The sequence below is a fragment of the Amycolatopsis eburnea genome (assembly GCF_003937945.1).
In the GTDB taxonomy this organism is placed as follows: Bacteria; Actinomycetota; Actinomycetes; order Mycobacteriales; family Pseudonocardiaceae; genus Amycolatopsis; species Amycolatopsis eburnea.
On sequence record NZ_RSEC01000008.1, the window covers coordinates 219,049 to 236,752 of the forward strand.

The window sequence follows — 17,704 nt, forward strand, 5'->3', positions numbered from 1 at the left end:
CTGGGTCCCCTATCCCTTCGGCAACCGGGGTTCGACGGCCTTCGTGGCCACTTCTTCGGCGATCTGGCAAGCCTCTTCCGACGAATCGACCGCCGTCACCGCCACGTCCACGCGGGACGCGTCGCCGACGGCCAGCCCGAGCGTGCACCCGGGGGCGACCCCGTCCGGCGACTCCTTCGCCTTGCGGCCGTTGATCTCCTTGTCGACCACCCCGCGACCGGTGTCCCTGACCTGGTCGATCGTGGCCTTGTCGCGGACGTTCGCGCCGACGACCATGCCCTTGTCGCTCGCCGAGGAGGTCTTCTTCTGGTAGCTGCACACGCGGGCGCCACCGAGGGTGCCGTTCTCCGGGGCCTTGAAGTCGCCGTAGCCGGTCAGGTCGCCGGGTTCGATCAGCGAGCAGGGGTCGGTGATCGACTCGGTGCCGCCCCCACCCGACGAAGAGCTCTCCGGTGCGCTCGGTTCACTGGCCGACGGCGACTGCGCGGGCGACGCCGTTCCACCCTGCGTGGTGGTGCAGCCTGCCAGCAGTGCCCCGCCGGCGACGAGCGGGAGGACGACACGAACGAGGAGTTTCTGCATTACCTCAGGCCTGCTTGGTCTGGAGCGAGGAAAAGGCTTCGTTTTCGGTTTCCTTGTACAGGCCGGCGGCCCGCGCGAGGGCTTCGTCGGCCTGCCGGGCGACCGTCTTGAGCTGGTTCAGCACCGCCCTCGCCGAACCCTCGGCTTCCGTGGCGCCCTTCTGGTCGTGCGTGGCCACGGTCTGCCCGTACGGGTGGCTGCCGAGCTGCGGGGCCTGGTCCAGCGCCGCGGTCTTGTAGCCCAGGCCGTCGAGGTCGCTCACCAGGTCGTTCAACGCGTCACGGATCGGCTTGACGCCCTCCGGCGTGATCTTGAAGCCGCCGCTCTTGGCCGCGGCGATCAGCTTCTGCGTCTCGGCCGTGGCGGCCTGCACCGCGGCGCCCATGGCACCGGACGAGAACGGGTTGATGATGTCCGACATCGATCCGCCGCCGCCATCGGCTATCAGCATCGCAGTCCACCCCGAATTCGCTTTGCCCGTGCGTGTGCACCCGGGAGTCTACTAGCCGGGCACCCTGCGCAACCGCGGTTCACCGATCTTCACTTCGGACGCAGCGGGCGCCCGGGTGGTTCCCGAAGCTCAGAACTGGCCTTCGAGCTGGGCGTACAGCTGCTGGGCCAGGCGCGCGTTGTCGGCCGGGGCGTAGGTGAGCCAGCGCTGGCCGTCCGCGGCCGTGCGGGAGGACATCAGCCAGCGGCCGGCCGGGGTGTCGAACCAGGCCAGTGGCGGGAACGTGCCGCCGCGGGTCTGGGCCGTGAACTGGCCCACGCGCTTCTTCGGCTCCTGGAAGACCCGCTCGATCATGCGGACCTGGGGGCCGCCGGCACCGCCGTGCGACCGCGGGGCGCTGACGCCCGCGAACGGGTCGTACGCCTCGTCGCGCCGCTGGGTGCGGGGCTGCTGGACCGGGCGCGAGATCGTCACCGACTGGCCGGGGGCGGCCGGGGTCAGCGGGAGCAGGTCGACGATCGCCGGGACGATGCCGGTCGGGCGGACCTCCTCGAAGACGATGAGGTTCTCCTCCTGCTTGGCGAGCACCGCGAACTGGCCGTCGGAGGCGACGCGGGCGAACAGCTGCCGGTCGCCCAGCTCGGCGGCCGCGCTGATGGTCACGCTGCCGCGGACGAACGTCGCCAGCGCCAGCTCGGCGTCGGCGTCGAGGCGGCCGCGGCTCCACAGCCCGCGGCCGGTCAGGTCGCGGACGACGGCGTCGCGGATCATCGCGCGCTGCTCGACGGTCGTGCCGACGTGCGGCACCTCGAACGGCGTCGGCGCGCGGCCCAGCCCGAGCTGTTCGAGCAGGATGTCCACCGCCGCCAGCGACAGCGAGAACGAGTGAGGCATCGCGTTTTCCCCCCGCGGGTTCTTCCGATCTCGGGGAACGGTACCGCCACCGGGTGCTCCGCCCTCAGCGAACCCGCTTGCCGCGCGAAGATCGCCGCTGGTCCGATGGACGCATGGCCGATCCGAAACCCGCACTCGTGCTGCACCTCGCCACCGGCGGGGAACCGCTGCTGTTCGCGCTGACGACCGATGAATCCGCCAAGCTCACGGGCAGGCTCACCCAGCTCGTGAAGTCCGGCGCGGTCGAAACGGTGACCACCAAGGACCACTCGGCGGTCGCGATCAACTTCGCCCACGTGGCCGCCGCGTACGTCGACGACCTCACCCGCAAGAGCACCGTCTTCGGCATGCACGGCTGACACGGCGAAGGCCGCCTCACGACTCGGCGTGAGACGGCCTTCGACCGGGGACCTCAGAGCTTGTACAGGCGCTTCCAGTTCTCGCGCGAGGTCAGCTCGGGCATGGCGCGCTTGTACTGCTCCTGCACCGCCGCGCCTTCCTTGCGCAGCCGCTGGATGACCTTCGCGCCCTGCTTGGCCAGCGCGAACATCTTCACCTTGTCGTAGGAGCGGACGCGGACGCCTTCCTGGTTCGCGTCGGTGACGACCGCCTTGTCGAACAGGGCGATGTGCCACCAGTGCGCCTCGTCGATCGGGACCGCGCCGAGGCCGAAGCGGCTGCGGCCGAGCACCCGGTCGATGATCCGCTTGATCAGCACCAGGCGCTGCATGCTGGGCCGCGGCGCGGTGTTGATGATGCCGATGTCGTTGGACGCGATGCCCGGGACGTCGGTCGCCTTGTAGCGCTTGGTCTCGGGGTAGGCGTCGCGGATCCGGCGGATCTCCTGCATCGCCTCGACGCCGCCGTCACGCAGGATCTCCGGGCCCTCGAGGAAGTCCTCGACGGCCTTGATCAGCGTCGCCGACAGGCCGTACTGCATGCCGAGCAGGTAGCGCACCAGCTGCGCGAGCAGCACCCGCGAGAGCAGGTTCAGGTTGAACGGCGAGTGCAGCGCGGCGGTGATGATCGAGTTGCGCAGGTTGAAGTACCGGTGCCACTCGTCCCAGTCCTTCATGTGGAAGTCCGCGTGCCACACGCCCGCACCCGGCAGGGTGACGGTCGGGAAGCCGTGCGCGCGGGCCCGGTAGGAGTACTCGGCGTCGTCCCACTGGAAGAAGAACGGCAGCGGGTAGCCGGTCGCCTCGACGACCTCGTAGGGGATCAGGCACGACCACCAGCCGTTGTACCCGGCGTCGAGGCGGCGCTCCTGGCGGTTCGGCTTGAGCGTCTCCTCGTCCACGCCGAGCAGGTCGGCCGTCGACAGCGAGTGCTCGACCGGCTGGCCGGGCTCGAGGGTGTTGAGCCGGGCGTACTCGGCGCCGACGTGCAGCTGGTTCGGGTGGAACAGGTTCAGCATCTGGCCGCCGACGATGATCGGGTTGGCGGCGCGGTTGGAGAACGCCGTCATCCGGATCACCAGGTCCGGCTCGAGCAGGACGTCGTCGTCCATGAACAGGACGTTCGCGTGCTCGGTCGCGGTGTGCCCGGCGACCTCGAACAGGCCGCGGGTGAAGCCGCCGGCCCCGCCGAGGTTCGGCTGCTTGATGTAGTGCAGCTTGTCGGCGAGGTCCTTCGCGACCTGCTCGAAGCCGTCACGGGACTCGACGAGGTCGGTGCCCTGGTCGGCGACGTAGATGGCGTCCAGGGTCTCCAGCGAGGAGACGTCCGCGGCGAGGGCCTGGAGGTTCTTCAGGCAGTCGTCGGCGCGGTTCATCGTGCAGATGGTCACCGCGGTCGGGCGGATCTTCTCCGGCGCCTCGACCGTCCAGCGGACCTGCTCGACGCGCAGCGTCTGGCCACCCTCGGTCTCGAGGTCGAGCCAGAGCGCGCCGCCGTCGTAGAACTTGTCCAGCTTGCCGGTCAGCGCGACCTTCAGCTGCTTGGCGTCGGCGACCTGCTCGGCGGCCACCACGCGCGGCTCGCCCTCGACGTCGGACGCGCCCATGGACAGCAGGCCGGTACCGGTCACGACGGCCTCGACCGAGACCTCGGACACGGTCGTCCAGCGCTGCCAGTAGCTGGCCGGGAACCGGCCGAAGTACGTGTTGCCCGACACCTTGGTGGCGGGCTCGAGGGAGATGACCGCACGTTCCCGCACGGCCGAGCCCCATTCGAGCTCGGCGTACAGGTCCTTGCTGACGATCGGCGCCGGACCGGCGTAGAGCCCGCGCTGCGCCGTCAGGCGGCCCTGCGGAGTGTGCTCGGTGAACCGCGTCTCGGCGGCCGCGCCGGCTTGGGTGGTCGGCGCCGGGGTGGCTGTTTTACCGGGCATTGAGTTCCTCAGTTCTCCTCGGTCGACGGCTCGCGGAAGACGACCCACTTGAGCATCACGAAATTGATCACCGTGGCCGTGGCCTGCGACACGGCCCAGCACAGTGTGTGCTGCCACGCCGATTCCGGCAGAACCTGCAGCATCAGCTGGTTCACCCCGACCGCGACGAAGAACGTCACGGTGTAGAGCAGGACGAACGAGCCGATCTGCGCCTTGCCCTCCCGGCGTCCACCCGAGAAGGTGAACTTCCGGTTCAGGAAGAAGGCCGTGGTCGTGCCCACGATGAAAGAGATAGCGCGGGCGACGTCGACCCACGGTGAAGTGGCCATCCCGGCCACCTGGGTCAGCAGGGTGTACGTACCCAGGTCGACGAGGGCGCAGAAGCCGCCGATCAGGGCGAAGCGGATGAGCTGCCCGAGCAGTCCGATGGAGGACGGCTGAGCAGCTGCGATGTCGGCTTGCGGATCGGTCGCCACCACTGCATTACCTCGTTGCCTGAGTCATGGTCACCCGCGCGGGCGCTTGTGCCTTGATGCGCAAAGTGTAGAGACGAGCACTTCAGGGTCACGTTCCGGGCGTGTTTCGGCGTGGCTACCCTGGTCGAGTGACCCACTCCCCCGAGACACAGCGTCGCACGCTCACCGGCTGGGGACGCACCGCTCCGACCGTCGCCGACGTCCTGACCACACCGGACGTCGAGACCATCGCGCGCGCCGTGCGCCAGGCCGGCGAGCGCGGCGTCATCGCGCGTGGCCTCGGCCGGTCCTACGGCGACCCGGCGCAGAACGCGGGCGGCCTGGTCGTCGACATGACCGCCCTCGACCGGATCCACTCGATCGACCCCGACTCGGGCCTGGTCGACCTGGACGCCGGTGTCAGCCTCGACAAGCTGATGCGCGAGGCGCTGCCGCACGGCCTCTGGGTCCCGGTGCTCCCGGGCACCCGGCAGGTGACGATCGGCGGCGCGATCGCCAACGACATCCACGGCAAGAACCACCACAGCGCGGGCAGCTTCGGCAACCACGTCGTGTCGATGGACCTGCTGACCGCGGACGGCCAGGTGCGCACGCTCACCCCGGAGGGCCCGGAGTCGGAGCTGTTCTGGGCGACCGTGGCCGGCATCGGCCTGACCGGCATCATCGTCCGGGCCACGATCCGGATGAAGAAGACCGAGACGGCGTACTTCATCGTCGACGCCGACCGCACGTCGAGCCTCGACGAGACGCTCGGCCTGTTCACCGACGGCTCCGACCTGACCTACGACTACTCGATGTCGGTGCCGGACCTGATCTCGTCCGACCACCGCCTCGGCCGGGCGACGTTCTCGCGCGGCTCGCTGGCGAAGCTGGACCAGCTGCCGCCGAAGCTGCGCGCCGAGCCGCTGAAGTTCGACGCGCCGCAGCTGGCGACCCTGCCGGACGTGTTCCCGAACGGCCTGGGCAACAAGCTCACGTTCGGGCTGATCAACGAGCTGTGGCAGAAGACCGTGCCCAAGAAGGGCGCGCGCGGCAAGATCCAGAACCTGACGCAGTTCTACCACCCGCTGGACATGCTGAGCGAGTGGAACCGCGCCTACGGGTCCAAGGGTTTCCTGCAGTACCAGTTCTCGGTGCCGTTCGGCGCGGAAGACCAGCTCAAGGCCCTCTGCCGGCGGATCGCGACGTCGGGCCACTACTCGTTCCTCAACGTGTTCAAGCGCATGGGCGACGCCAACCCGGCGCCCATGTCGTGGCCGTCGCCGGGCTGGATGCTCAGCGTCGACTTCCCGATCAAGCGCGGGCTGAGCGCGTTCTGCCTGGAGCTGGACGACGCCGTGCTCGCGGCGGGTGGCCGGCTCTACACCGCGAAGGACTCCCGGACGTCCGCGGAGACGTTCGCGAAGATGTACCCGCGGCTCGAAGAATGGCGCAAGATCCGCGCTTCCGTTGACCCCGAAGGCGTTTTCGCCTCTGACATGAGCCGGAGGCTCGAACTGTGATCGACGCGGTGGGCAACCCCCAGTCCCTGCTCCTGCTCGGCGGTACGTCGGACATCGCGCTGGCGATCGCCGAGAAGTACCTGGCCGAAAAGCCCCTGCGGGTCGTGCTGGCCGCGCGCCCGTCGCCCCGGCTGGACGCGGCCGCGCAGCGCCTGAAGGACCGCGGCGCCGAGGTGTCCACTGTGGACTTCGACGCCAAGGACACCGCGTCGCACCCCGCCGTGCTGGACAAGGCGTTCGAGGGCGGCGACATCGACGTGGCGGTCGTCGCGTTCGGCCTGCTCGGCGACCCCGAAGAGGTCTGGCAGAACCACGCGAAGGCCGTCGAGCTGGCGACCGTGAACTACACCGCCGCGGTGTCGGTCGGCGTCGCGCTGTCGGAGAAGCTCAAGGTCCAGGGCCACGGCACGGTGATCGCGCTGTCGTCGGTGGCCGGCGAGCGCGTCCGGCGGTCCAACTTCGTCTACGGCTCCACGAAGGCCGGTTTCGACGGGTTCTACCTGGGTCTGGGCGAGGCGCTCGCGCCGTCCGGCGTGCAGGTGACGGTCGTGCGGCCGGGCCACGTCAAGACGAAGATGACCGAAGGCCTGAAGGACGCTCCCCTGGCGCAGACGGCCGAGCAGGTGGCGGAGACCGCCGTCGCGGCCGCGCGGGCGGGCAAGGACCTCGTGTGGGCACCGGCGCAGTTCCGCCTGGTGATGTCGGCGCTGCGGCACGTGCCGCGCCCGATCTTCCGCAAGCTCCCCATCTGAGGCCTCCACCCCGGGGTTGACGCGGAGTTCCATCCGGGCCCGTCCCGCACGCCGATGTGCTCACCCGATGCGTCGAAACAGACTGTCACCATGGTGAACACGACGAGCGACCGCGGTGGGCCGGCGATGCTGCTCCGCGACATCGCCCTCCCGATGGCGCTGTACTACGTCCTGCGTTCCTTCGAGGTCGACGCGCTGTGGGCGCTGCTGGTCAGCGCCGTACCGCCGGTGCTGCGGACCGGGTACGTCCTGGCGCGGCACCGGCGGCTCGACCCGGTCAGCGCGTTCGTGCTGGCCGTGCTGCTGGTCAACGGCGCGGTGGCGGTGTTCTCCGGCGACGCCCGGCTGCTGCTCGTCCGCAGCGCCTGGATCACGCTCCCGCTCGGGGTGGTGCTGCTGGCCAGCCTGGTCGCCGGACGGCGGCCGCTGCTGTTCCGGGCGGTGTGCGCGCTCCAGCCCGCGCGCGCCGAGCACCTCGAAGGGCTGTGGGGCCTTTCCCGGTCGTTCCGGGCGCGCTGGCGGTCGGCGACGCTCTGGTGGGGCGCCGGGTGCCTCCTGCTGGGCTGCGCCGTCGTGGTGCTGGCGTTCACGCTGCCGGTGGACGTCGTGCCGGTCCTCGACACCGCGCTGACCGCGGGCAGCGTCCTCCTTGGGGTGAAGCTGACCCGGCGGCGGCTGGGCGTCCAGCGGACGGCGGACGCCTGAGGTCAGCTCCCCGCCGCGTGGGCGGGCACCAGGTAGAGGTTCTGGCTGCCCATCCACGGCGAGTCGATCCGCCAGCTCGCCAGCGCCGCCGGCGGGGGCGCGCGACGGGTCGTCGCCAGGACCAGGTCCGGGCTGATCGGGGCGACGCTGTGGTCGAAGTTGTGGAAGTTGGCTTCCAGCAGCGCGCGGCCGATGTCGCCGCTGCGGCGCTTCGTCTCGGTGATCGCCGGGTCGACCGCGCCGCGGTCGGAGAACTCGTCGACCAGCTCGCAGTCGCACGCGTAGGCCAGCGCGCCGACCTCGCCCGCCGTCTCCACCTTGCGGCCGTGCGCGATCGCCGCCAGCTCCTGGCCGATCTCGCGGTACTCCGTCGTCGACGCGTGGTTGCTGGTGATCGGCGCGAACTGGCGCGGAAGGCCCGGCACGGCGTACACGGCGACGCTGGCCGCGACCACCGCGGCGCCGGCCGTCCACGCCCCGCGGCGCACCCGCTCCGGCACCGCCGAGGCGCCGGCGGCGAGGAAGACCGTCGCGCCGATGATGCTGGGCGCGTAGTACCAGTGGTACGGCGGCACGCCCAGGCGGCTGTAGGCGACGTAGTGCAGCGCACCCGCGACGGCGAGCGCGGCGAACGGCGTCAGGCGGCGGGCGGTTTCGGAGCCGCGGCGGTACTGGACGACCCAGACCACCCCCGCCGCGGCGGCGAGCAGCAGCGGCAGGAACGACAGCGCGGCCGCGGTCGGGAAGTTGCGCCAGTACAGCAGCGGGCCGTTCGTGAAGCTGAACGGTCCCCACGACTGCTGGCTGATCTTGATGACGAGCGTGTCCGGCACGGCCGAGCCGAGCACCAGCCAGCTGAAGCCGAACCACGGGAGCATCACGGCGAGCGCCGAGAACGCCGTCCGCCAGATGCCCGCCCAGAACCCGCGGCGGGCCGCGAACAGCACCGCCGCGATCAGCAGCAGGTCGATCCGGACGAGCGCGAGCAGCCCGATCACGACACCCAGCCGTCCCGCGTGGCGCTCCCCGGCGTACACGAGCGCCCAGACGACGCCGGTGGCCCCGAGCGCGACCTCCAGCCCGATCGACGACAGCAGCAGCGGGTTCACCAGCAGCAACGCGAAGGTGAGCGGCGCGAACGCGGCGGGCAGCCCGGTGCGCTCGCCGAGCCGGCGCAGCCCGAGCACGAGCAGCACCTGCGCGACGACGAACACGACCCCGGCGGCGAGCACGGCGTCGCGGACGACGAACGTGACCGCGCCGAGGGCCAGGACGTTCAGCGGCGACGTCGCGGTGTTCGCCGTCCCCTGCTCGATCAGGCCCCAGTGGGCGTGGAAGGCGAGGTTCTTCGCGTAGGACAGCGTGATGTAGGTGTCATCGATGAGATGGTGGCTGACCAGGGCGAACACGAGCGCGGAGGCCACCGCGGCACCCGCCGGGAGGACCCACGGACGGGTGACGGGCACGGCCGCGGGCAGCGCACCGGCGGCGGTGGGGAGTTCTGCGGAGGCGCTTCGCATCCCGGACACCGTACCCCGCCCGTGATGCTTCCGTGATCTGAGCGGGGGGTCGGTGGTGCAGACCACAGTCCCCGGGGTGGGTCAGATGCCGTCGCCGCTGCCTTGGCCCTGGTGGCCTTGGCCTTGACCTTGGCCGCCGCGGAAGCCTGGGCCGCGGCCGTCCTGGTTGCCGCCGGGGCCGCTGTACTGGCGGTGGATGCCGGGCCGGCCGTCGCGGGGGCCGTGGTGGCTCGCGGCGGCGATCCCGCCGACGATGCCGCCGCCGACCAGGAGGCCGAGGACCCCGACCGCGACCAGCTGGGTGGCGCGGTGGCCGACGAAGCGCCGGAAGCCGCCCGGCTGGCGTGGGGCGGCTGGGGGTGGGGTCCAGGTGCCGTAGGACTGGCCGGGGCCGGGCTGGGAGAGCTGCGGGGTGGGTGGCGCCGGGGTGCCGGGCTGCGGTTGCGGAGGCTGCTGGCCGAGGACGGCGGTCTGGTCGGCTGCCGGGGTGGCGGGCTCGGCCGGGGCCGCCGCAGGCTGGGAGGGCGGCTGCTGGCCGGGCGCCGCCGAAGTTCCGGCTGCCGGGGCGGCAGATTCGCCCGGGGTCGCCGCGGGCTGAGACGGCGGCTGCTGAGCGGGCGCCGCCGGGGCCTGCGCGGTGCCGCCGTCGGCCGCCGGAGTGGCGGGCTGGGGCTGCTGGCCTGGGACCGCAGTCGGCTCGGCTGCCGGGGCGGCAGGTTCGCCCGGGGTCGCCGCGGGCGGGGACGGCGGCTGCTGGCCGGGCGCCGCCGAGGTTCCGGCTGCCGGGGTGGCGGGCTGGCCCAAGACCGCGGTCTGCTCAGCCGGGGCCGCCGCACCCGAAGCCGCCCCTGGCTGGGCGGGAGGTGCCTGGCCGGGCGCCGCCGAGGTGGTCGGCTGCTCGACGGTGGGCTGGTCGGCTCCCTGCGGAGCCTGCTCCTCGCGCGGCTGGTCGTTCATCGTCGCTCCTGTGGTCACGGGGACGGGCGCAGTGCCCGCCCCCACCACCTCAGGGTGCGCTCCTCAGCTGTGCGTCAGCTGAAACGAACCTGTCGATCCGCCATGAGACGTCACAGGTAGAACGCCAGGAACAGCGTGATCACCCAGGTCGCGCCGAGGACCTGGAGGATGCGGTCCTTGAGCGCGATCTCCTCCGGCTCGCCCGCGATGCCGCCGTCGACGTCGACCGCGTACCGCAGCACCGCCACCACGAACGGGACCATCGAGATGAGCGCCCACACCGAGTTGTGCTCGGTCTGGCGGATCTCGAACGCCCACAGGCAGTACGACATGATCAGGATGGCCGCCGACGTCGCCCAGACGAACCGCAGGTAGCTGGCCGAGTACTTCTTCAGCGACGAGCGGATCTTCGCGCCGGTGCGCTCGAAGAGCATGATCTCCGCGTAGCGCTTGCCGGCGACCATGAACAGCGAACCGAACGCCGTGACCAGCAGGAACCACTGCGAAAGCGCGATCCCGCCCGCGACACCGCCGGCGATCGAGCGCATCAGGAAGCCCGAGCCGACGATGGCCAGGTCGACCACCGGCTGGTGCTTCAGGCCGAAGCAGTAGCCGAGCTGGACGGCCTCGTAGACGCCCAGCACGATCGCGAGCTGCCAGCTGGCGAAGAACGACACGCCGAGGCCGGCCAGGAAGAACACGACCGCGGCCCCGTACGCGACGGGGACCGGCACGATGCCGGCCGCGATGGGCCGGTTGCGCTTGGTCGGGTGGGCCCGGTCGGCCTCGACGTCGATCGCGTCGTTGATCAGGTAGACCGAGCTCGCCGTCAGGGAGAAGGCCACGAAGGCGATGATCGCGTCGATCAGGAGACCGGTGCGGTCGGTCGACTTCGAGAACGCGAAGAACGGGGCCGCGAAGACCAGGACGTTCTTCACCCACTGGCGCGGCCGCGCCGTCTTGATGACGCCGCCCACCAGGCCGAAGCGACCGGGTGACGCGGTGGTCTCCGGCGTCTCCGTCGTCACGGCCGCTTCTTCGCTGGGGCGCTGCTCGGTCGTTTCGCTCATGGGTTCTTCTTCAGCTTCCGTCGTATCAGACCACCGACGAGCCCCCCGAGAGCTGCACCGGCCAAAACGTCTGTCGGATAGTGAACGCCGAGCACGAGCCTCGAGGCCAGCATCGGCGGTACCAGGGCGGGCACCAGGTTACGCCCGGTCAATCCGGAGTAGAGCACCGCCGCCGCCGTAGTGGACGTCGCGTGCGACGACGGGAAGCTCAGCTTGCTCGGCGTGCCGACCAGTACCTCGACGCTCGGGTGGTCCGGTCGCGGCCGCCTGACCACGCGTTTCACCGCGATCGACGCGGCGTGTGCGCCGACGACGCCCGCCGAGGCGACCAGCCAGTCCTTGCGCCGCTCCTTGTCGACCAAGGCACCGAGAACGCCCAGGCCGAACCAGCCCAGCGCGTGCTCCCCGAAGTGGGACATGCCGCGCGCGGCCTTCACCGAAGCTTCACTCTTCAGAAAGCCCTGCGCCTTCGCCAGGACCGCGACCTCGCCCGTCGGGCTCCCCTTCTCAAGCATCGAGGGACCCGTCGAGCGGCGCGCCGTCGGTCAGGTGCGGGGCGATCTTGTTGTCGAACGCCGACAGCGCCGAGCCGATGGCCATGTGCATGTCGAGGTACTTGTACGTGCCGAGGCGGCCGCCGAACAGCACGTTCTTCTCGCGCGCCTCGACCTTGGCCAGCTCGCGGTAGGCCTCGAGCTTCTCGCGGTTGTCCGGGGTGTTGATCGGGTAGTACGGCTCGTCTTCCTCGCCCGCGAAGCGCGAGTACTCGCGGAAGATGACCGTCTTGTCCTTCGGGTAGTCCCGCTCCGGGTGGAAGTGGCGGAACTCGATGATCCGGGTGTACGGGACTTCCTGGTCGTTGTAGTTGACGACCGAGGTGCCCTGGAAGTCGCCGGTTTCGGCCACTTCGGACTCGAAGTCGACGGTGCGCCAGGTGAACCGGCCCGCCGAGTAGCCGAAGTAGCGGTCCAGCGGACCGGTGTAGACGGTCGGGGTGCCCGCCGGGATGTGCTCGCGGACGTCGAAGTAGTCGACGTTCAGGCGGATCTCGATGTTCTCGTGCTCGGCCATCTTCTCGAGCCACGCGGTGTACCCGTTGACGGGCAGGCCCTCGTAGGTGTCGTTGAAGTACCGGTTGTCGAAGTTGTAGCGGACCGGCAGGCGGGTGATGATGTTCTCGCCCAGGTTCTTGGGGTCGTTCTCCCACTGCTTCGCGGTGTAGCCCTTGATGAACGCCTCGTAGAGCGGGCGGCCGATCAGCGAGATCGCCTTCTCCTCGAGGTTCTGCGCGGCGGACGTCTCGAACTCCGACGCCTGCTTCGCGATCAGCTCGCGGGCCTCGTCCGGGGTGTGGGACTTGCCGAAGAACTGGTTGATCAGGCCCAGGTTCATCGGGAACGAGTAGACCTGGTCCTTGACCCGGGCGAACACGCGGTGCTGGTAGTTCGTGAACTCGGTGAAGCGGTTCACGTACTCCCAGACGCGCTTGTTCGACGTGTGGAACAGGTGCGCACCGTACTTGTGCACCTCGATCCCGGTCTCCGGGTCCGGCTCCGAGTACGCGTTGCCGCCGATGTGGCCGCGCCGCTCGAGGACGAGGACCTTCTTGCCCAGCTCGGCCGCGGCCCGTTCGGCGACGGTCAGGCCGAAGAAACCGGACCCGACGACGACGAGGTCGTAACCTGCGAAATCGGCTTCAGTAATCTGTGCGGGGTTCGTGTGCGCGCTCACGGGCGTCGAGGGTACGGGGGTCGCGAACCCGGCCCGCACCCGACTATCACATTTCGGCCTACGACACACCTGGAAAGCAGTGCCTGCACCCGAGGACTTCTGGAGCTACTTCGCCGCGGTGGCCACGTACCTGGCCGTGCTGGCGGTCCCCGGCGGGGTCGTCGGGTGGGCCGCCGGCCTGCGCGGCTGGGCCCTGGCCGGGCTCGCGCCGCTGCTCAGCTACGCCATCACCGGCCTGGCCGGTCCGTGGCTCGCCATCGCGCACGTCCCGTACGGCCCGGCGAGCGTCGCCGCCGGCACGCTGCTGCTCGCCGCCGTGCTCTTCGGCCTGCGCCGGCTGTTCGCCGCGCGCGGCTGGTCGGCGCCGGGTGCCGAGGAGCCGCCGCTGCCGTGGACGCGCCGCGCGCACCTGGCCGTCGGCGCCTGCGTCGCGATCGCCACCGCCGTCTCGATCGCCGTCGTGGTCTCCGGCCGCGGCGGGACGACCGCGGTGTTCCAGCGCTGGGACACCGTGTTCCACGCGAACGGCATCCGCTACATCGCCGAGACCGGCGACGGCTCGCTGACCGGCATGGGCACCATCAACTGGTACCCCGAGGGCTCCTTCTACCCGAACGCCTACCACCTGGTCGGCGCGCTGGTCTACCAGCTGTCCGGGACCTCGATCCCGGTCACGCTCAACGCCGTGACGATGCCGATCGCCGGGCTGTTCGCGCTCGCGTTGGTCGCGCTGGTGCGCCAGCTCGGCGGCCGTGCGGTGTTCGCCGGCAGCGCGGCGCTGGTCGCGGGCGGCGCGACGACCGGGGCGTACGAGTCGGTGTCGAGCGGGCTGCTGCCGTTCGCGCTCGGCATCGTGCTGACGCCGCTGGCGGTGGTCGCGCTCCAGCGGTTCGTGGTGCGGCCGGGCGTCGACACCGGCGCGGTGCTGGCGCTGAGCGCGGCCGGGCTGCTCGCGGCGCACTCCAGCGCGTTGTTCGGGGCGCTGCTGTTCGCGTTCCCGCTGGTCGTGCAGCGCTGGTACCGGGCGCTGCGCGGCCGCCGCGTCGACGGCGCCGCCGAGGGACGCCGGGCCTGGCGGGTGATCGGCGGCGACGTGCTGCGGATGCTGCCGGTGATGGCGGCGGCCGGGCTGCTGTCCGCGCCGATGATCCTCGGTGCGATCACCTTCACGTCCGGCTCGTACCCGTACCACGCCTGGGGCTCGCACATGCCGGTGTGGAAGGCGCTGGCCATGCTGGCGACGTTCAAGCAGGTGCTGCCGGTCCCGCAGATCTGGCTGACGGTGTTCCTCGCGATCGGCGTCCTCACGCTCGCCGCGCTGCGGCGGATGCGCTGGCTGGTGCTCTCCGCGCTCGGGCTGTCCGCGCTGTTCGTGGTCGTCGCCTGCTTCGGCGGCGAGGACTGGGTGATCAGCCTGTCCCGGCCCTGGTGGAACGACCGCTTCCGGCTGATGGCGCTGGCCTCGATCCCGCTGTGCCTGCTCGCCGCGCACGGCATGAGCGAGGCCCAGCGGTGGGTGGCGAAGGCCGCCGGCAGCCGTGCGTGGGTGCGCGCGCGGCCGTGGCTGACCGGCCGGGTCGGGCTGGCGTCGGCGGTGCTGCTGGTCGTCGCGATGGGCGTGCTGACCGGCGGGTTCTACCGCGCGGCCAACGCCAAGACGGTGTCGCTGCTCTACTACAACGGCCTGCCCGGCGAGGTGGTCCCGCCGGTGAGCGCCGACGAGATCGAGGCGATGGACCGGCTGGGCACGCTCGGCATCCCCGCCGACCAGAAGGTGCTCAACGACCGGCTCGACGGCACGGCCTGGATGTACGCGCTGACCGGCGTGCACCCGGTGGCCGGCCACTACGACGCCGGCGTCGCGCCGAAGGACGCTGTCTACCTCGCCCAGCACTTCGCGGACTTCGACAGCGACCCCGAGGTGCGCGCGGCGGTGCGGCGGCTGAACATCCACTACGTGCTGGTGGGCAGCGGCACCATCCGCCGGGACACCCCGATCGCGCGCGGGCTGCAGCACCTGGACGGGCACGACTTCGTGCGGCCGGTCTACCGCAACCCGGGCGCCGTGATCTACCGGATCGTGAAGTAGTGCGCCCTCGTGGCCGCGGCGCCCCTTCCGCGGCCACGAGGGCCCCCGACCCCCCGGGGATCTCGGACGTCTGCAGGGAAGGACGCCCGAGGGACGGCAATCGGTTTCCCGATCACCCGGATGTCACTCGTTCGGCCTAGCGCAGCTCGGGCAGGACGTCGCTCGCGACCTGCTCCAGGACGGCCTCGCGGCCCTCGTACGGCGTCGACGAGCGCGGCCAGTGCGAGATCACGTCGGTGAAGCCCAGCTCGCCCGCCCGGCCCACCGCGTCGCGGAACGCCTCCACGCTGCTCAGCGAGAACACCGGCGACGAGTCCAGGTTGACGTACCGCTGGACGCTCGCCCGGTCGCGGCCCACCGCGTCCAGCCGCTGGTCGAAGACCTCGGTGAGCTGCTTGACGCCGGCCCACCACTCGTCGGCCGTCGTGCCGCCCTTGCCCGTCGTCACCCAGCCGGCACCGAAGCGCGCGGCGAGCGTCATCGTGCGCGGGCCGTTGGCCGCCACGACGAACGGCAGCCGGGGGCGCTGCACCGGGCCGGGCAGGTTGCGGGCCCCGCGGGCGCGGTAGTACTCGCCGTCGAAGTCGAACTTGTCGGTCATGAGCAGCCCGTCGAGCGCCTCGACGAACTCGGTGAAGCGGTCCACGCGCTGCTTCGCCGTCAGCTCGGGGGCGCCGAGGACCGCGCCGTCGTAGTGCAGGTGGTCGACGCCCGCGCCGACGCCGAGGACGAACCGGCCGTCGGAGACGTCGTCGAGGGTGATCAGCTCCCGCGTGAACGGCACGGGGTGCCGCGCGACCGGCGACGCGACGAACGTGCCCAGCCGGATGCGGGACGTCACCATCGCCGCCGCCGTGAGGGTCGGGACGGCGGAGAACCACGGCCCGTCGACCAGGTTGCGCCAGCCCAGGTGGTCGTACGTCCACGCGTGGTCGAAGCCGTACTCCTCGGCGGCGCGCCACTTCGGCTCGGCGGCCCACCAACGATCTTCCGGAAGAATGACGATGCCTGCTCGCACAATGCCGGACGGTATCGGCAACCACCGACAGTCGCACGGACGGGGACGTGGCCACCCGAACGTGTCAGGGACAATGGTGGGGTGGAGAGACCTCAGTTGATCGCGTCCGACGTCGACGGCACCCTGCTCGGCCCCTCCGAAACCCTGAGCGCCCGCACCATCGCGACCGTCCGCCGGGCGATCGACGCGGGTGTCCCGTTCGTGCTGGCCAGCGGCCGTCCGCCGCGGTGGATCGACCCGATCGCGAAGCCGCTCGAGCTGACCGGCTACGCCGTGTGCGCGAACGGCGCCGTCCTCTACGACTGCGGCCGCGAGGAGATCCTCGAAGTGCACGGCCTGCTGGCGCCCACGCTGCTGCACGACATCGCGCACGCCCTCGACAAGGCGCTGCCCGGCTGCCGGCTGGCCACCGAGCGGGTCAACACGGGCGCGATCGACCACGACCTGCGCACCTTCATGATCGAGCCCGACTACCACAACCCGTGGGGCGACGGCGAAGGCCGGACCGGGCCGCGGGCCGAGGTGCTCGGCCACCCGGCGATCAAGCTGCTGGTCAGCCACCGCGGGATGGCGTCCGAGGAGATGGCCGAAGCGATCGACGCGCTGTTCGACCGCGAGGTGGACGTCACGTACTCGTCCTCGGGCGGCCTGGTGGAGCTGTCCGCGCACGGCATCACGAAGGCGACCGGGCTGGCCGACGTCGCGCGGCGCCTGGACGTCGACCCCGAGCGGGTGATCGCGTTCGGCGACATGCCCAACGACGTCGAGATGCTGCGCTGGGCCGGCCACGGCGTCGCGATGGAGAACGGGCACCCGCAGGTGCTCGCGGTGGCCGACGAGGTCACCGGCCCGGCCGGTGAGGACGGCGTCGCCCAGGTCCTCGAGCGCTGGTTCTAGCGGCGGTCGAGTTCGGCCGCTTCGGCCGGGGTCGGCGCCGTGCCGCCGAGGTGGGCGGGCAGCCACCAGCGTTCCTCGTCGGACGCGGGCTGGTCCGGGTACTCGGCCTGGGCGCGGTCGAGCAGCGCGCTCATCCGGGTGCGCAGCTCCTTCGTCACGACGTCCCAGTCGTCGCCCTTGGCCGGGTGCATCGGCTCGCCGATGAGGATCGAGATCGGCACGTGCCGGCGGGTCAGGTCCTTGGGCCTGCCCTTCGTCCAGAGCCGCTGGGTGCCCCACAGCGCCATCGGCACGACCGGGACGTCGGCCGCCGCGGCCATCCGGACGGCGCCGGACTTGATCTCCTTGACGGTGAACGACTGGCTGATCGTCGCCTCCGGGAAGACGCCGACGACCTCCCCGGCCTGCAGTTTCGCCAGCGCTTCGCGGTAGGAGCCCAGGCCGGCGGAGCGGTCGACGGAGATGTGGTGCATCCCGCGCATCAGCGGGCCGGCGATCTTGTTGTCGAAGATCTCCTTCTTCGCCATGAACCGCGTCAGCCGCTTCGCCGGGCGCGCGCCGAGGCCGCAGAAGATGAAGTCCAGGTAGCTGACGTGGTTGCAGGCGATGACCGCGCCACCGCGGCGCGGGATGTGCTCCGCGCCCTCGACCCGGATGCGGTTGTCGAGGACCCGGAACATCGTCCGGGCCGCGGCGATCACGGGCGGGTACACGAAGTCGGCCATCGC

General features: G+C 71.1%; 18 protein-coding genes. 6 read left to right on the plus strand and 12 right to left on the minus strand.

Annotated elements, in window-relative coordinates; genetic code table 11:
- Positions 1 to 9 precede the first annotated feature (9 nt).
- The 3 genes from EIY87_RS02195 to EIY87_RS02205 form a co-directional block, all read right to left on the minus strand.
- Positions 10 to 582 (minus strand): DUF3558 family protein, encoded by a 573-nt coding sequence (locus EIY87_RS02195; RefSeq protein ID WP_125305946.1) that lies wholly within the window; start codon positions 580 to 582, stop codon positions 10 to 12.
- Positions 583 to 586: 4 nt separating this feature from the next.
- Positions 587 to 1,033 carry a hypothetical protein gene (locus EIY87_RS02200; protein WP_125305947.1) on the minus strand — a complete coding sequence of 149 codons (447 nt, stop codon included), beginning with the start codon at positions 1,031 to 1,033 and terminating at the stop codon, positions 587 to 589.
- Between the two features lie 129 nt (positions 1,034 to 1,162).
- Complete coding sequence (locus tag EIY87_RS02205) at positions 1,163 to 1,927, minus strand: ESX secretion-associated protein EspG (protein ID WP_125305948.1); 765 nt, start codon at positions 1,925 to 1,927, stop codon at positions 1,163 to 1,165.
- Between the two features lie 113 nt (positions 1,928 to 2,040).
- On the opposite strand from EIY87_RS02205, the gene EIY87_RS02210 reads away from it, so the two are divergent.
- Positions 2,041 to 2,286: a hypothetical protein gene (locus tag EIY87_RS02210; RefSeq protein WP_125305949.1), complete on the plus strand. Its 246-nt coding sequence runs from the start codon at positions 2,041 to 2,043 to the stop codon at positions 2,284 to 2,286.
- A 53-nt stretch (positions 2,287 to 2,339) separates the two neighbouring features.
- Here EIY87_RS02210 and EIY87_RS02215 read toward each other — a convergent pair whose 3' ends face one another.
- Together EIY87_RS02215 and EIY87_RS02220 are read right to left on the minus strand one after the other, a co-directional pair.
- Positions 2,340 to 4,259 carry a glycosyltransferase gene (locus EIY87_RS02215; protein WP_125305950.1) on the minus strand — a complete coding sequence of 640 codons (1,920 nt, stop codon included), beginning with the start codon at positions 4,257 to 4,259 and terminating at the stop codon, positions 2,340 to 2,342.
- Positions 4,260 to 4,267: 8 nt separating this feature from the next.
- Positions 4,268 to 4,738, minus strand: a complete 471-nt coding sequence (locus tag EIY87_RS02220; protein WP_191983919.1) for a GtrA family protein — start codon at positions 4,736 to 4,738, stop codon at positions 4,268 to 4,270.
- Positions 4,739 to 4,863: 125 nt separating this feature from the next.
- Between EIY87_RS02220 and EIY87_RS02225 the strand changes: the two genes are divergently transcribed.
- The 3 genes from EIY87_RS02225 (at position 4,864) to EIY87_RS02235 (ending at position 7,694) form a co-directional block, all read left to right on the plus strand.
- A complete protein-coding gene (locus EIY87_RS02225; protein ID WP_125305951.1) occupies positions 4,864 to 6,237 on the plus strand; it encodes an FAD-binding oxidoreductase in 1,374 nt (457 codons plus the stop codon).
- On the plus strand, positions 6,234 to 6,989 hold the full coding sequence (locus EIY87_RS02230; RefSeq protein ID WP_125305952.1) for a decaprenylphospho-beta-D-erythro-pentofuranosid-2-ulose 2-reductase: 756 nt from the start codon (positions 6,234 to 6,236) through the stop codon (positions 6,987 to 6,989). Before EIY87_RS02225 ends, EIY87_RS02230 begins: the two co-directional genes overlap by 4 nt.
- A 90-nt stretch (positions 6,990 to 7,079) precedes the next feature.
- Entirely contained in the window at positions 7,080 to 7,694 is a 615-nt protein-coding gene (locus tag EIY87_RS02235; protein ID WP_125305953.1) for a VC0807 family protein, read from the plus strand.
- 2 nt (positions 7,695 to 7,696) lie between these two features.
- Here EIY87_RS02235 and EIY87_RS02240 read toward each other — a convergent pair whose 3' ends face one another.
- The 5 genes from EIY87_RS02240 to glf all read right to left on the minus strand — a co-directional run bounded on the left by EIY87_RS02240 (position 7,697) and on the right by glf (position 12,972).
- The gene (locus EIY87_RS02240; protein WP_125305954.1) at positions 7,697 to 9,214 is read right to left on the minus strand and encodes a hypothetical protein; all 1,518 of its coding nucleotides are present in this window, start codon (positions 9,212 to 9,214) and stop codon (positions 7,697 to 7,699) included.
- Between the two features lie 81 nt (positions 9,215 to 9,295).
- Positions 9,296 to 10,171: a hypothetical protein gene (locus EIY87_RS48230; protein ID WP_225439642.1), complete on the minus strand. Its 876-nt coding sequence runs from the start codon at positions 10,169 to 10,171 to the stop codon at positions 9,296 to 9,298.
- A 110-nt stretch (positions 10,172 to 10,281) separates the two neighbouring features.
- Positions 10,282 to 11,241: a decaprenyl-phosphate phosphoribosyltransferase gene (locus tag EIY87_RS02250; RefSeq protein WP_125305955.1), complete on the minus strand. Its 960-nt coding sequence runs from the start codon at positions 11,239 to 11,241 to the stop codon at positions 10,282 to 10,284.
- The gene (locus EIY87_RS02255) at positions 11,238 to 11,756 is read right to left on the minus strand and encodes a phosphatase PAP2 family protein (RefSeq protein WP_125305956.1); all 519 of its coding nucleotides are present in this window, start codon (positions 11,754 to 11,756) and stop codon (positions 11,238 to 11,240) included. The genes EIY87_RS02250 and EIY87_RS02255 overlap by 4 nt, the downstream gene beginning before the upstream one ends.
- Complete coding sequence (glf, locus tag EIY87_RS02260; RefSeq protein ID WP_125305957.1) at positions 11,749 to 12,972, minus strand: UDP-galactopyranose mutase; 1,224 nt, start codon at positions 12,970 to 12,972, stop codon at positions 11,749 to 11,751. The genes EIY87_RS02255 and glf overlap by 8 nt, the downstream gene beginning before the upstream one ends.
- 79 nt (positions 12,973 to 13,051) lie before the next feature.
- Here glf and EIY87_RS02265 point away from each other — a divergent pair, with 79 nt between their 5' ends.
- Positions 13,052 to 15,061 (plus strand): DUF6541 family protein, encoded by a 2,010-nt coding sequence (locus EIY87_RS02265; RefSeq protein ID WP_125305958.1) that lies wholly within the window; start codon positions 13,052 to 13,054, stop codon positions 15,059 to 15,061.
- Between the two features lie 136 nt (positions 15,062 to 15,197).
- Here EIY87_RS02265 and EIY87_RS02270 read toward each other — a convergent pair whose 3' ends face one another.
- On the minus strand, positions 15,198 to 16,079 hold the full coding sequence (locus tag EIY87_RS02270) for an LLM class flavin-dependent oxidoreductase (protein WP_125305959.1): 882 nt from the start codon (positions 16,077 to 16,079) through the stop codon (positions 15,198 to 15,200).
- Between the two features lie 96 nt (positions 16,080 to 16,175).
- Between EIY87_RS02270 and EIY87_RS02275 the strand changes: the two genes are divergently transcribed.
- On the plus strand, positions 16,176 to 16,976 hold the full coding sequence (locus tag EIY87_RS02275; RefSeq protein WP_125306014.1) for an HAD family hydrolase: 801 nt from the start codon (positions 16,176 to 16,178) through the stop codon (positions 16,974 to 16,976).
- Here EIY87_RS02275 and EIY87_RS02280 read toward each other — a convergent pair.
- Positions 16,973 to 17,701 (minus strand): lysophospholipid acyltransferase family protein, encoded by a 729-nt coding sequence (locus EIY87_RS02280; protein ID WP_125305960.1) that lies wholly within the window; start codon positions 17,699 to 17,701, stop codon positions 16,973 to 16,975. The genes EIY87_RS02275 and EIY87_RS02280 overlap by 4 nt on opposite strands.
- Positions 17,702 to 17,704: the final 3 nt, after the last annotated feature.

Excerpts from the sequence above, each read along its gene's own strand:
- EIY87_RS02195 (WP_125305946.1), bottom strand. The coding sequence starts at position 582 with ATGCAGAAACTCCTCGTTCGTGTCGTCCTCCCGCTCGTCGCCGGCGGG.
- EIY87_RS02200 (WP_125305947.1), bottom strand. The coding sequence starts at position 1,033 with ATGCTGATAGCCGATGGCGGCGGCGGATCGATGTCGGACATCATCAAC.
- EIY87_RS02205 (WP_125305948.1), bottom strand. The coding sequence starts at position 1,927 with ATGCCTCACTCGTTCTCGCTGTCGCTGGCGGCGGTGGACATCCTGCTC.
- EIY87_RS02210 (WP_125305949.1), top strand. The coding sequence starts at position 2,041 with ATGGCCGATCCGAAACCCGCACTCGTGCTGCACCTCGCCACCGGCGGG.
- EIY87_RS02215 (WP_125305950.1), bottom strand. The coding sequence starts at position 4,259 with ATGCCCGGTAAAACAGCCACCCCGGCGCCGACCACCCAAGCCGGCGCG.
- EIY87_RS02235 (WP_125305953.1), top strand. The coding sequence starts at position 7,080 with ATGGTGAACACGACGAGCGACCGCGGTGGGCCGGCGATGCTGCTCCGC.
- EIY87_RS02240 (WP_125305954.1), bottom strand. The coding sequence starts at position 9,214 with ATGCGAAGCGCCTCCGCAGAACTCCCCACCGCCGCCGGTGCGCTGCCC.
- EIY87_RS48230 (WP_225439642.1), bottom strand. The coding sequence starts at position 10,171 with ATGAACGACCAGCCGCGCGAGGAGCAGGCTCCGCAGGGAGCCGACCAG.
- EIY87_RS02250 (WP_125305955.1), bottom strand. The coding sequence starts at position 11,241 with ATGAGCGAAACGACCGAGCAGCGCCCCAGCGAAGAAGCGGCCGTGACG.
- EIY87_RS02255 (WP_125305956.1), bottom strand. The coding sequence starts at position 11,756 with ATGCTTGAGAAGGGGAGCCCGACGGGCGAGGTCGCGGTCCTGGCGAAG.
- EIY87_RS02280 (WP_125305960.1), bottom strand. The coding sequence starts at position 17,701 with ATGGCCGACTTCGTGTACCCGCCCGTGATCGCCGCGGCCCGGACGATG.